Here is a 12,934-nt window from a genome sequence, read left to right as displayed (position 1 = left end):
GGAAGCAAGAAACCCCGCCACGGCGGGGTTTTTTTTCGCCCGCGGCGCCCACCCTCTCTCTTAATATAGAGAGACTACTCCGAAATGAAGAACAGCCCCGGCACGGCACGCGCCGGAGCCCCGCATCCTTCGATCCGGATTACATCTGCTCGATCATCACCTCGCCGAAGCCCGAGCACGAAACCTGGGTCGCGCCCTCCATCAGGCGGGCGAAGTCGTAGGTGACCTTCTTCGAGGTGATCGCCTTTTCCATGGCGCTGATGATCAGGTCGGCCGCCTCGATCCAGCCCATGTGGCGCAGCATCATCTCTGCCGACAGGATGAGCGAACCCGGATTCACGTAATCCTTGCCCGCATACTTCGGCGCGGTGCCGTGGGTGGCTTCGAACATGGCCACCGAATCCGACATATTGGCGCCCGGCGCGATGCCGATGCCGCCGACCTGCGCGGCCAGCGCGTCCGAGATGTAGTCGCCGTTCAGGTTCAGGGTGGCGATCACGCTGTACTCGGCCGGGCGCAGCAGGATCTGCTGCAGGAAGGCGTCGGCGATCGAATCCTTGATGGTGATCTCACGGCCGGTCTTCGGATTCTTGAACTTGCACCATGGGCCGCCGTCGATCAGCTCGGCGCCGAATTCCTTCTGGGCCAGGGCATAGCCCCAGTCGCGGAAGCCGCCTTCGGTGTACTTCATGATATTGCCCTTGTGGACCAGGGTCACCGAAGGCTTGTCGTTGTCGATCGCGTACTGGATCGCCTTGCGCACCAGGCGCTCGGTGCCTTCGCGCGAGACCGGCTTGATGCCCAGGCCCGAGGTCTCCGGGAAGCGGATTTTCTTGACGCCCATCTCTTTCGTGAGGAACTCGATGACCTTCTTCACGCCCTCGGAGCCTTCGGCCCATTCGATGCCGGCATAGATGTCTTCCGAGTTCTCGCGGAAGATCACCATATCGGTCTTCTCGGGCTGCTTCAGCGGCGAGGGCACGCCGGCGAAGTAGCGCACCGGGCGCAGGCAGACATACAGATCGAGTTCCTGGCGCAGCGCGACGTTCAGGGAACGGATGCCGCCGCCCACCGGCGTGGTCAGCGGCCCCTTGATGGAGACCACATAATCCCTGACCGCGTCCAGGGTCTCGCTCGGGAGCCACACATCCGGGCCGTACACATTGGTCGACTTCTCGCCCGCGTAGATCTCCATCCAGCTGATCTTGCGCTGGCCGCCATAGGCCTTGGCCACGGCCGCGTCGACCACCTTGAGCATCACGGGGGTGATGTCGATGCCGGTGCCATCGCCCTCGATATAGGGGATGATCGGATTGTCGGGCACGGTCAGCGAGGAATCGGCATTGACGGTGATTTTCTGGCCGTCGGCCGGGACCTTGATGTGTTGGTACATGTGTTCTCCCAAGTGGTCGCATTCGCAGATGCCGTTCGCAGGGAGGCATCTGAATTACAATGTGGACTACGGCTGCAAGTCTTGTATAAGACTTCGGTGTGGTGGTTTGCATTATGCACCAGTATTTCCCACGGCGCCATTGAACACCTTATAGCCCAGCCTGCCCTCCCACTACTTAAGCTGTTTTACCTTTCATGCCCCTGATTCTGTTCAATAAACCCTTCCAGGTCCTGTGCCAGTTCTCGCCACAGGAGGGCCGCGAATCGCTCGCGGACTACCTCGACATCCCGGGCATCTATCCGGCCGGGCGCCTGGACGCGGACAGCGAAGGGCTGATGCTGCTGACCGACGACGGCAAGCTGCAGCACAAGATCGCGCATCCGGACCACAAGGAAGCCAAGACGTATCTGGTGCAGGTGGATGGCGTGGTTGACGCCGCCGCCCTCGCCCGCCTGCAGGCGCCGCTCGACCTGGGCGACTTCGTGACGAAGCCGTGCAAGGCGGTGCGCATCGCCGAGCCGGACTGGCTGTGGCCGCGCAATCCGCCGATTCGCGCGCGCCAGGACAAGCCGACCAGCTGGATCGCGATCACGCTCGAGGAAGGCAAGAACCGGCAGGTGCGGCGCATGACGGCGGCGGTGGGCTTGCCGACCCTGCGCCTGGTGCGCAGCAGTATCGGGCCGTTCTCGCTCGCTACCCATCCACTGATGCCTGGGGAGCATATCGACGTGCCGGCGTCGGCGCTCCGGTAGGGTGGTCGGCTTCGCCGACCGATCGTTCAAGCAGCGTAAAAATGGACGATACGCCGCATTTCAGCGTGTATTTGGACGCGCGGTCGGCTTCGCCGACCACCCTACGGTCAATCGATTAAGGTTTTGACCATCACCCTGCCATCCGGCAACGGACTCTCCTGACGCACCATCAGCTGCGTGGCCTTCGCAAACCAGAAGGTCGACTCGCTCCCCGGCCGGTTATAGTCGGTCTTGACCACCCAGCAGTCCACCGGCCCGCCCGGGCCCGCGATCGTGCTTGAGCCCGTCACGCGGAAGGAATAGCGCTGCGGCGCCAGGCTCCCGCCCGGATGGTAGAAATTGATGCGCGCATCCAGCCCCTCGGCCAGCGGCAGCGCCTGCAGGAACTCGATATCGGTCTCGAAGTTGTAGGTCGGCTCGCTCGAGGCCACCGACAGGTCCTTGTGGGCATTCTCCGCAAGCTCCTTCATGCCGGTGATCTTGTCCGGCGCGAATACGAAGCCCTCCACCACGCGCTTGCCATCCATTTCGCTGACGCGCTGGTGGCTCAGGGGCCGGAAGGTGCCCGCCTCGAACCAGGAATCGAAGGTGCGCACCGACGGTTTCGGCAGCACACCGTCCCAGCGCTGCACGATGCGCATCTGGCGCTTGCCTTCGCGTTCCTCGAAGCGAATCTCGCGGGTCCAGATGTCGATCGGCTGGTTCGCGCCGGTGCCTGGCGTGCGCATGAAGCGCAGGTAGTGGTGGGTGCCGGGTTTGACGAGGTCGAAGCGCGGCAGCTGGCTGCCGACGTCGACATTCAGCACGGCCGCCTGGCTGGACAGGGACAGGCCGAGGACCAGTGCGGCAAGGAGGGAACGATACGGGACAGGCATGAGAGCTCCGGGGCGAAGGAATGCGATCGAGTATCGGGCCTGTGTATTCGCGGCCGCAAGAAAAAACGGATATGCATGCAGACGGCAGGCATGAAAAAACCCGCCATCCATAGGAGTGGCGGGTTTCGCACATCCGGCGCGGCGAACCGCGCGGGAGGAGATTACGCTGCGAAGGATTCCAGCGCGGCGTTGAAGGTCGCGCTCGGACGCATCACGGCCTTCACCTTGGCGTCGTCGGCCTTGTAGTAGCCGCCGATGTCGACCGGCTTGCCCTGCACCGCCAAGAGTTCCTGGACGATCTTCTGCTCGTCGGCTGCCAGCTGCTTGGCCAGCGGCGCGAACTTGGCCGCCAGTTCGGCGTCGTCGGTTTGCGCTGCCAGTTCCTGGGCCCAGTACATCGACAGGTAGAACTGGCTGCCGCGGTTGTCGAGCTCACCGGTCTTCGGCGACGGCGACTTGCGGTTGTCCAGCAGGCGGCCGGTAGCGGCGTCGAGGGTCTTGGCCAGGATCTTGGCCTTGCCGTTGCCGGTCTTCAGGCCCAGGTCTTCCAGCGACACGGCCAGCGCCAGGAACTCGCCCAGCGAATCCCAGCGCAGGTGGTTTTCTTCCACCAGCTGCTGCACGTGCTTCGGCGCCGAACCGCCCGCGCCGGTTTCGTACATGCCGCCGCCGGCCATCAGCGGGACGATCGACAGCATCTTGGCCGAGGTGCCCAGTTCCAGGATCGGGAACAGGTCGGTCAGGTAGTCGCGCAGGATGTTGCCGGTCACCGAGATGGTGTCCAGGCCGCGCGAGACGCGCTCCAGGGTGAAGCGCATCGCACGGACCTGCGACATGATCTGGATGTCCAGGCCGCTGGTGTCGTGGTCCTTCAGGTAAGTCTTGACCTTCTTGATCAGCTCATTCTCGTGCGGACGGTACGGGTCCAGCCAGAACACGGCCGGCATGCCCGAGTTGCGTGCGCGGGTGACCGCCAGCTTGACCCAGTCGCGGATCGGCGCGTCCTTCACCTGGCACATGCGCCAGATGTCGCCCTTCTCCACGTTCTGGCTCATCAGGACTTCGCCGGTGGCGAGGTCGACGATGTTGGCCACGCCGTCTTCCTGGATCTCGAAGGTCTTGTCGTGCGAGCCGTATTCCTCGGCCTGCTGCGCCATCAGGCCCACGTTCGGGACGGTGCCCATGGTCTTCGGATCGAAGGCGCCATGCCATTTGCAGAAGTTGATCACTTCCTGGTAGATACGGGCAAAGGTCGACTCCGGGATGACTGCCTTGACTTCCTTCAGGCGGCCGTCGGCGCCGTACATCTTGCCGCCGGCGCGGATCATCGCAGGCATCGATGCGTCGACGATCACGTCGTTCGGCGAATGGAAGTTGGTGATGCCCTTGGCCGAGTCGACCATGGCCAGCGCCGGACGGTGTTCCTGGCAGGCGTGCAGGTCGCGTTCGATTTCTTCGCGCTGCGAGGCCGGCAGGTCGGCGATCTTGTTGTACAGATCGGCCATGCCGTTGTTGACGTTGATGCCCAGGCTGTCGAACAGGGCGCCGTGCTTCTCGAACGCCTCCTTGTAGAACATGCGCACGCAGTGGCCGAACACGATCGGGTGCGAGACCTTCATCATGGTGGCTTTCACGTGCAGCGAGAACAGGATGCCGGTGTTCTTCGCGTCTTCGATCTGCTTCTCGTAGAAGGCCAGCAGGGCCTTGCGGCTCATGAACATCGAATCGATGATCTCGCCGGCCTGCAGGGCGACCTTCGGCTTCAGGACGATGGTCTGGCCCGACTTGGTGACCAGTTTCATCTTGACGTCGCGGGCGGCGTCCAGGGTCATCGACTTTTCGCCATGGTAGAAGTCGCCGTGGGTCATGTGCGACACGTGGGTGCGCGATGCCTGCGACCATTCGCCCATCGAGTGCGGGTTCTTGCGTGCGTATTCCTTGACGGCCTTCGGCGCGCGGCGGTCCGAGTTACCTTCGCGCAGGACCGGGTTCACGGACGAGCCGATGCACTTGGCGTACTTGGCCTTGATGGCCTTCTCTTCGTCGGTCTTCGGGTCGGCGGGATAGTCGGGCAGCTTGTAGCCCTTGGCCTGCAGTTCCTTGATGGCGGCGGTCAGCTGGCCCACCGAGGCCGAGATGTTCGGCAGCTTGATGATGTTCGCGTCCGGCTCGAGCGTCTTCTTGCCCAGTTCGGTCAGGGCGTCGGGGACGCGCTGCTCCGGCGTCAGGTTCTCCGGGAACTGCGCCAGGATACGGGCAGCGACCGAGATGTCGCTCTGCTCGACCTTGATGCCGGCAGGCTTGGTGAAGGTGCTGACGACGGGCAGGAAGGCGTGCGTCGCCAGCAGCGGCGCTTCGTCGGTCAGGGTGTAGATGATGGTCGGATCACTGCTCATACGCTTTTTCCTCGATGATCGCGCGGGTGGCGCGATGGCTGAAAACGGTGGTAACGCTCCCTGTCTTGATGAGGTCTTCTATAAGACATAAGACGGGCGTTTCACATTATGCACCAGTATTTTACTGTGCGCCACGGTTTTAAGATATCCATGCCCCCTGAAATCCGCCCGCCGTCCGAGGCGTTAGCGGAAAAACAAACGCAAAAACCCGCCGGGACCGAAGTCGGGCGGGTCTTGCTCTGCACAGAACTGCCTGCGCGGCCCGGGGGCCGCACGCACCTCGCTAATTAAGCGGACAGTGCCTTCAGGGCAGCAGCCAGACGGCTCTTGTGGCGGGCTGCTTTGTTCTTGTGGATGATCTTCTTGTCAGCGATGCTGTCGATGGTCGACACGGACTGCTGGAAGATGGTGGTTGCAGCAGCCTTGTCGCCAGCCTGGATGGCCTTGCGAACTGCCTTGATTGCGGTGCGCAGGGTCGAACGCTGTGCCGAGTTGTGCGCGTTTTGCTTAACTGCTTGACGAGCGCGTTTGCGCGCTTGTGCGGTATTTGCCATGAAATTTCCTAAATCGGGGTCAAGTTGCGTTTGCAAACATTCGCGAGTGAAACTGGCATCTTGCGTGCCCGCCCAACGATTCGTGTCTGCTAACAGAATTCAGTACAGCCCACGATTATAGCGAAGGAAACGGTTCAGGGCAATTCATAAATGCATAAATGTCTCCACCGGGGCACGTGCCAGGGTATTGCCCAAGTATAATCGCCCGCCATGAACCTGCTCCGTACCCTCGCCGCCATTTCCAGTATGACCATGGTGTCCCGCATCACCGGTCTGCTGCGCGACAGCCTGTTTGCCGCCACCTTCGGCGCCTCGAATTTCACTGACGCCTTCAACATCGCCTTCCGCCTGCCCAACCTGCTGCGGCGCCTGTTCGCCGAAGGGGCCTTCTCCCAGGCCTTCGTGCCCATCCTCACCGAGTACAAGAGCAAGCACGGCCAGGAAGCCACCAAATCCCTCGTCGACCATGTGGCGACCGTGCTGATCTGGGCCACGGTGCTGACCAGCATCGTCGGCATCCTGGCGGCGCCGGTGCTGATCTACCTGATCGGCGGCGGCCTGCAGCGCGAACCGGCGGCCTTCGACGCCGCGGTCCTGATGACGCGCATGATGTTCCCCTACATCGCCTGCATGGCCTTCGTGGCCCTGGCCAGCGGCGTGCTCAATACCTGGCGCCACTTCAAGATCCCGGCCTTCACGCCGGTGCTGCTGAACATCTCCTTCATCGTCTCGGCCCTGGTGCTGGCGGACTACTTCGAGCAGCCGATCTACGCGATGGCGGTGGGCGTCTGCGTCGGCGGCCTGGCCCAGGTGGCGATCCAGATCCCCTCGCTGGTCAAGCTCGGCATGATGCCGCGCCTGTCCCTGAATCCCTTTGTCGGCCTGCGCGACAGCGGCGTGCGCCGCATGCTCGGCAAGATGGGGCCGGCCGTCTTCGCGGTGTCGGCGGCCCAGATCAGCCTCCTGATCAACACCACCATTGCGGCCAGCCTCGCGGCCGGCGCGGTGACGGCCCTGCAGTACGCCGACCGCCTGATGGAGTTCCCCACCGCCCTGCTGGGCGTGGCGCTGGGCACCATCCTGCTGCCGAGCCTCGCCAAGGCGAATACCGAAGGCGACACCCAGGAATACTCCTCGCTGCTGGACTGGGGCCTGCGCCTGACTTTCCTGCTGGCCCTGCCCTCCTCGGTCGGCATGGCGACCCTCGCCGTACCGATGATCGCCACCCTCTTCCACTACGGCGTGTTCGATGCCGGCGACGTGGCGGCGTCCTCGATGCCCCTGATGGCCTACAGCGCCGGCCTGCTCGGCTTCATCCTGGTGAAGACCCTGGCGCCGGCCTTCTATGCGCGCCAGGAAGTGCGCACGCCGGTGAAGATCGCGGTGGGCGTGCTGGTGGTAACACAGCTGCTGAACCTGGTCTTCGTGCCGCTGCTGGGCACGGCCGGCCTGGCCCTGTCGATCGGCCTGGGCGCCTGCATCAACGCCTCCTTCCTGTATGCCGGCCTGCGCCGCCGCCAGATCTACGTGCCGCAGCCGGGCTGGGGCAAGTTCTTCGTGAAGCTGCTGGTCGCCGTCGTCGTGATGGGCGCGGTGTGCTGGTTCGGCCAGCTGCAGTTCGACTGGATCGCGCTGCGCGCCACGCCGCTGCTGCGTGCCGCTGCGCTGGCGGCCATCATCGCGGCCGCTGCCGTCGCCTACTTCGCGGTCCTGATGCTGCTGGGCTTCCGCCCGCGCGACTTCAAGCGCCGCGCGAAATAAGCGCGCCGGTTCCGCAGCACCGGCACGTCGCGGCGCGACTCAGCGGCCGGAATCCTGCGACTGGCCGGGCGGCTCCTGGGGTTCCTCAGGCGGCTCTTCCGGCGGCGCGGGCGGCTCTTCCGGTGGCGGTTCGTCCTGCGGCGGTTCCGGGTCCGGCGTCGTGGGCGGCTGCGGCGGCGGTGGCGTGGCCGGTGGCGTTCCCGGCCGGCCGGGCGCATTCGGCTGGACCCGCACGGGCGCCCCCGTTTCCTGCGCCATGAACTTCCATTCCGACAGATATTCCCGGTTCTCGAAGCCCGAGAACCGCGCGTCGAAATTCGCCTGCTTCAGCGGCGTGGCCTGCGACAGGCTGTGCACGCCGAGAATGGGACCACTCTCCCCTGCCCGCACCAGGCCCCACTCGGCCTTGCCGGTGACCGGGTCGATGAAGATCTTGCGCAGGTGGCGGCGCGGGTTCGGGAAGCGCTTGTCGCGCAAGAGCTCCTCCAGGGTCAGCGGCGCGCGCGGCTGGCCGCGCGGGGTGGCTTTCGCATAGCTGTCGAGGGCCGCGCTGAACTGTGCGCCCGTCTCCAGCAGCTCCTTTTCCAACTGGGCGCGGCGCAGCAGGGCGTCGACCTTCAAGGTGGCCGCGCCCACCAGGCCGATGATGAAGACGAAGACGATCAGCCCGAGGTAGGTGAAGCCCCGTTGACGCGCCTTACCACTCCGCATAGGGCTGCCCCTTGCGGTCGTTGCCGGGCGCGCCGCTGCGCACATTGCCGACCATGCCCTGCTCGCCCTCCGGCGGCGGCTCGACGATCCAGCCGTCGCGCGATTCGAGGATCGGGTCCATCGGCAGCTCGCGCAGGTACTTCTTTTCCACCAGCTGCTCGAGCGATTCCGGGTAGCGTCCGGTGTCGGAATGGAACTGGGCGATGATGGCGCGGGTGTTCCTCAGGTTCTCCTGCAGGATGGTCTCGCGGCTGCTGTCGATGCTGGGGAAGAAGCGCGGCACGGCGAGCGTGAGCAGCAAGGCCACGATGCCCAGCACCACCAGCAGTTCGATCAGGGTGAAGGCGCGCAGGCGCCGCGGCATCGTCATCGTCACCACCGCCGGTAGGGAATGCCGTTCAGGCCGGGCTTCTCCGACATCGAGTACACGTCGTAGACATCCTCGCCCTCCTTCGGCTCGTCCGGTTCGCTGGCGTAGCTGCGCTTGCCCCAGGTGTCGGCATCCGGGGTTTCCGGGTCCGTGTAGAACGGGTCGCGCGGCAGGCGCCGCATGAAGTAGATCTTCGCTTCCTTCGGACTGCGCATGTCGCGCACGCCCTCGACCAGCATCTCCAGGCGCGGCGGATAACCGGTCGCCCCCGCCGCCTTCGCCACGCGGCCCTCGTCGCTCGCCTTTTTGTAGGCGTCGATGCCGGCGCGGATCTCGCGCAGCGAGCGGCGCAGCTCGGCCTCGTCGCGGCGCTGGGACGTGATCTGCGCCACCGGCACCACCATGGTTCCCAGCAGGGCCAGGATTGCGAGGGTGACCAGCAGCTCGATGAGGGTGAAGCCGCGCCTTGCCATGCTTACTGGACCTGTGTATTCGTGGCCGGCGGCGGCGCCGGCACCGGCGTCACCTGGATGGCCGGCTGCCCGGCGGGCGGCGAGCTACCGGATGGCAAGGACGGCAGCTGCGACGGCGGCACCGAGAACGGACGCTCGCTTGCCGGAGGCGGCGCCGGCGCCGGCGTTGGCGTGCCTGCGGGAGCCGCGCGCGGCGCCGTGCTCACGGTGACCGGCAGCTGCACCGGCGCCCTCACCGTGCTGTCCGGGCGGCGGCGGAAGCTGGCCTCGGTGCCGGCGCCGAATTCGGAGGCGCCGGCGGCCGGACGCTGCACGGTGCGCACCAGGTGCGGCGTAATCGACAGCACGATCTCGGTGCGGTCCGTCTGGTCGCGGGTGCTGCCGAACAGGCGGCCCACCACCGGCAGGTCGCCGAAGCCCGGCACCTTGCTGCCGCTGGAGCGGTCTTCGTTGCTGATCAGGCCCGCCAGCACCTGGTTCTCGCCATCCTTCAGCTGCAGCAAGGTGGTCGCCGAGCGGGTGCCGATGCGGTAGGCGACGCTGCCCGAGCGGGTCGTCACCGCTTCGCCCAGGGTGCTCACCTCCAGGGAGATGCGGATGCCGACTTCGTTGTTCAGGTAGATGGTCGGCTCGACGTTCAGGGTCAGGCCCACGTCGACGTAGTTCGGCGTCTCGGAGGCGAAGCCGCCCACGCCCGAGGACACCGTGGCCGAGATGTTCGGGATCTTCTCGCCGATCACGACCTTGGCCTTTTCCTTGTTGCGCACGCGGATGCGGGGATTGGCCAGGGTGTTGGAATCGCCGTCGGCCTTGTTGGCGTTGACGGTGGCGACCGCGCCGTCGACCATGACGTTGGCCTGGTTCAGGTTGCGCAGCTGGCTGATGGTGACCGGTTCGCCGTCCAGGCCCGCCAGCGGCGCGAAGGACAGCGCACGCGGCCAGGCGATGCCGAGGTCCATGATGCTGCTGCGCTTAATCTCCAGCACCTCGACCTCGAGCATGACTTCCGGCTCCGGCACGTCCTGCAGGGCCACCAGCTGGGTCGCCACTTTCACCGCTTCCGGGCTGTCGCGCAGGATTACGAGGTTGAGCTTCTCGTCGACCACCACGTCGCGCGACTTCAGGATGGTTTTAAACGTGTTGGCGATGTTCTTGGCTTCGGCGTTGGCCAGGAAGAAGGTCTTGACCGTCATCTCCTGGTATTCCTTGAGCTTGGCCGGCACGTTCGGGTAGATCAGGATGGTATTGCCGTCCATGACCTGGCGCTCGAGCTGGTTGGTCATCAGGAGGTAGTAGACCGCCGCCTCGACCGTGCTGTTCTTCAGGAAGATGGAGCTGCGCGCGTCGGCCTTGACGTCCTTGTCGAAGATGAAGTTCAGGCCCGAGTGGCGCGAGATGATCTCGAAGATCTGCTTGAGCGGCGCGTCGCGGAATTCCAGGCTGATCGGCTTGCGGAAGGACGCCGCCAGCGCCGCCTCGCCGGTGGGCGCGCTGCTCGCGGCCGCATCGACCTCGATCTGCAGCAGGCGCGCCGCCTCGTGGCTGGGGCGCTCGGTCAGGATGGCGCTCAGCTTGTGGCGCGCGATGTCGTATTCCTTGCGCTCGAAGGCCGCGCGGGCCGCGTCCAGCATGCCGGCGTGGCGGCGGTCCGCCTCGACCTGGCGCAGGCCGGCGCGGGCGCGCTCGTTGGCCGGGTCGAATGCCAGCACACGGCGGTACGCCCCCAGCGCCTCCTCGACCTGGCCGGCCGCCATCGCGTTCTCGGCCTGCAGGACCAGGCGCGTGGCCGCCTTGTCGCGCGCGGCCAGGAAGGCGGTGCGGTATTGCGCATTGCCCGGGTCGGCGGCGACCGCCTCCTGGTACTTGGCCAGGCCGGCCGCGACCTGGTCCTGGGCCAGCAGCGCATTGCCCTCCTGGTAGGCGCGCTGCCCTGCGCAGCTGGCCAGCAGCAGGACCCCGAAGGCCGCGCCGAGGGCGCGAACAGGTATGCGAAGCATCAGTCGAATACTCCAATATTGAGCTGCTGAACCTGGTTCAGCGGCAGGTAGGTCAGGGTCAGCACCGGCGGCTTGATCGCGTCGACCCGGTAGGTGCCGTCGATCACGGCGGCCTCGCGCACGAGGTAGGTGCGGTCGCCGCGCGCCAGGAAGATCTCCCACCTGCCTTCCTGCAGCGACTTGCCGATATAGGTGAAGGGCAGCGGCGGCGCACTCGGCGGCGGTGGCGGCGGCGCGGCCTGCGCGGGCGGCGGGGGCGGCGGCGGCGGGGTCCAGTCCTGGCGCCCGAACACGGCCGGACCCTCCTGGCCGAAGCGCTCGCCGCCGCCGATCAGGGTCTCGCGCGGCTGCAGCCGCAGGATCGCGGGCGCCGCGTCTTTTCCCGACGCGCTTCTCACGCCCGGCGCCGCCGGCTTGATTGCCGCGCGTTCGACCGGCTCGGCCACGGCATCCTCGGGCGTCTTGTCTCCAAAGACCACCAGGCCGGCGGCCAGCACCAGGGCCACGGCCATCGCGATGTGGCGCGGCTTCATTGGGTACCTCCCGGGCCGGCCGCCGCCGACAGGTAGAGGGTGAGACGCAGGCGCGCCTCGACGTTCTCTTCGCGGATCGCGTCGCGGCGGAAGTTCACGTCGTCCAGCGAGGCGTGCGGCAGCGCGCGCAGGACGTCGAAGGCGAAGGCCCAGATCGCGTCGTAGCGGCCCTTGACCGGCAGGTTGATCTGGTAAGTGGTGAAGCCGCCGGCGCGATCCTCGCTGCTGCGGTATTCGCCCTGGCGCAGCGCCAGCCCATGCCGGTCGGCCAGCGCGAACACCTCCTTCAACTGGCGCTCCACGCCGCGGCGCTGGCCCAGCGCGCCATGGAAATGCGCGAGGTTCTGGTCGGCGCCCGGGGCCGGGGGCGGCGGCGGCGGCGGGGCCGGGCGGGCAGCCGCGGCGCGCGCGGCCGCGTACTCGTCCGCCACCCGCATGCGCGCCGCGCCCAGCCAACTCAAGGCGACGATACAGCCCAGCAGCAGGAGCACGGCGGCGGCCAGCACCGGGTTCATGCGCGCCACCGCGACCCGCAGGCGCAGCCACAGCGAGGCCAGCGAGACCTGCCTCATTGGCCACCCCACTGGGCGATGAGCTGGAAGCGCAGCGGCCGGTTCGGATCCTGCTCGACGATCTCGTGGCGGCTCAAGGTCACGGCGCCGAACCAGTCCTGCTCTTGCATGCGCGCGACGTAGGCCAGCATGTCGTCGGCGTTGCGGCTTTCCGCCGTGATGCGCAGGGTGCGGCGCTTCGCATCGGGTTCGAGCGCCAGCAGGGCCACGTTGTCCGGGGTCGCGGCGCGCACGGCTTCGTGCAGATCGCGCCAGGGCAGGTTCAGCTGCATGATGGCGTCGTTGACCGCCCGGGCCTGGGCCTCGGACACCATCACCTTCGGCGTGGCCACGACCGGCAGCGGCCGCGCCGCGGTCGACCTTGCCGCGAGCGCGGCCTGCAGGGCGTCGAGCTCGGCCTGGTCTTCCTGGTAACGCGAGAAGGTCATCACGGTAGTGAAGCACAGGGCGGCCACCGCGAACAGGAAACCGGCGCTGCGCGGCGGCGTGCGCAGCAGCGTGCGGCGCAGCGAGCGCGGTGCGAAATCGATCTGGACGCGTTTCATTC

General features: G+C 66.2%; 13 protein-coding genes. 2 read left to right on the top strand and 11 right to left on the bottom strand.

What is annotated here, in order from left to right; translation table 11 throughout:
- Positions 1-139 precede the first annotated feature (139 nt).
- Positions 140-1,393 (bottom strand): NADP-dependent isocitrate dehydrogenase, encoded by a 1,254-nt coding sequence (icd, locus tag ACQ7JA_RS00725; protein WP_430893952.1) that lies wholly within the window; start codon positions 1,391-1,393, stop codon positions 140-142.
- A gap of 194 nt (positions 1,394-1,587) precedes the next feature.
- Between icd and ACQ7JA_RS00720 the strand changes: the two genes are divergently transcribed.
- Entirely contained in the window at positions 1,588-2,145 is a 558-nt protein-coding gene (locus ACQ7JA_RS00720; protein ID WP_430893950.1) for a pseudouridine synthase, read from the top strand.
- A 107-nt stretch (positions 2,146-2,252) separates the two neighbouring features.
- Here the strand turns inward: ACQ7JA_RS00720 and ACQ7JA_RS00715 are convergent, their stop codons facing one another.
- The 3 genes from ACQ7JA_RS00715 to rpsT form a co-directional block, all read right to left on the bottom strand.
- A complete protein-coding gene (locus ACQ7JA_RS00715) occupies positions 2,253-3,020 on the bottom strand; it encodes a hypothetical protein (RefSeq protein ID WP_430893948.1) in 768 nt (255 codons plus the stop codon).
- A 161-nt stretch (positions 3,021-3,181) separates the two neighbouring features.
- The gene (locus ACQ7JA_RS00710) at positions 3,182-5,416 is read right to left on the bottom strand and encodes an NADP-dependent isocitrate dehydrogenase (protein ID WP_430893946.1); all 2,235 of its coding nucleotides are present in this window, start codon (positions 5,414-5,416) and stop codon (positions 3,182-3,184) included.
- A 287-nt stretch (positions 5,417-5,703) separates the two neighbouring features.
- The gene (gene rpsT, locus ACQ7JA_RS00705) at positions 5,704-5,970 is read right to left on the bottom strand and encodes a 30S ribosomal protein S20 (RefSeq protein WP_036216299.1); all 267 of its coding nucleotides are present in this window, start codon (positions 5,968-5,970) and stop codon (positions 5,704-5,706) included.
- 210 nt (positions 5,971-6,180) lie between these two features.
- Between rpsT and murJ the strand changes: the two genes are divergently transcribed.
- A complete protein-coding gene (gene murJ, locus ACQ7JA_RS00700; protein ID WP_430893943.1) occupies positions 6,181-7,731 on the top strand; it encodes a murein biosynthesis integral membrane protein MurJ in 1,551 nt (516 codons plus the stop codon).
- Positions 7,732-7,770: 39 nt separating this feature from the next.
- Here murJ and ACQ7JA_RS00695 read toward each other — a convergent pair whose 3' ends face one another.
- From ACQ7JA_RS00695 to ACQ7JA_RS00665, 7 genes are read right to left on the bottom strand one after another with little or no spacing between them, the layout of a single operon-like run.
- Positions 7,771-8,442 (bottom strand): type II secretion system protein, encoded by a 672-nt coding sequence (locus tag ACQ7JA_RS00695; RefSeq protein ID WP_430893941.1) that lies wholly within the window; start codon positions 8,440-8,442, stop codon positions 7,771-7,773.
- The gene (locus tag ACQ7JA_RS00690; RefSeq protein WP_430894498.1) at positions 8,429-8,806 is read right to left on the bottom strand and encodes a type II secretion system protein; all 378 of its coding nucleotides are present in this window, start codon (positions 8,804-8,806) and stop codon (positions 8,429-8,431) included. The genes ACQ7JA_RS00695 and ACQ7JA_RS00690 overlap by 14 nt, the downstream gene beginning before the upstream one ends.
- Before the next feature lie 8 nt (positions 8,807-8,814).
- Positions 8,815-9,285, bottom strand: a complete 471-nt coding sequence (locus ACQ7JA_RS00685; protein ID WP_430893939.1) for a type II secretion system protein — start codon at positions 9,283-9,285, stop codon at positions 8,815-8,817.
- A 2-nt stretch (positions 9,286-9,287) separates the two neighbouring features.
- Entirely contained in the window at positions 9,288-11,282 is a 1,995-nt protein-coding gene (locus ACQ7JA_RS00680) for a secretin N-terminal domain-containing protein (RefSeq protein ID WP_430893937.1), read from the bottom strand.
- Entirely contained in the window at positions 11,282-11,815 is a 534-nt protein-coding gene (locus tag ACQ7JA_RS00675; RefSeq protein ID WP_430893935.1) for a hypothetical protein, read from the bottom strand. Before ACQ7JA_RS00675 ends, ACQ7JA_RS00680 begins: the two co-directional genes overlap by 1 nt.
- The gene (locus ACQ7JA_RS00670) at positions 11,812-12,387 is read right to left on the bottom strand and encodes a hypothetical protein (RefSeq protein ID WP_430893933.1); all 576 of its coding nucleotides are present in this window, start codon (positions 12,385-12,387) and stop codon (positions 11,812-11,814) included. Before ACQ7JA_RS00670 ends, ACQ7JA_RS00675 begins: the two co-directional genes overlap by 4 nt.
- A complete protein-coding gene (locus tag ACQ7JA_RS00665) occupies positions 12,384-12,932 on the bottom strand; it encodes a PilN domain-containing protein (RefSeq protein ID WP_430893931.1) in 549 nt (182 codons plus the stop codon). Before ACQ7JA_RS00665 ends, ACQ7JA_RS00670 begins: the two co-directional genes overlap by 4 nt.
- Positions 12,933-12,934 lie beyond the last annotated feature (2 nt).

This window comes from Massilia sp. BKSP1R2A-1, from assembly GCF_050586525.1.
Classification (GTDB): Bacteria; Pseudomonadota; Gammaproteobacteria; order Burkholderiales; family Burkholderiaceae_D; genus Telluria.
The sequence above is the reverse complement of the archived record's forward strand: the minus strand, read 5'-3'. Positions and strand labels throughout refer to the sequence as shown.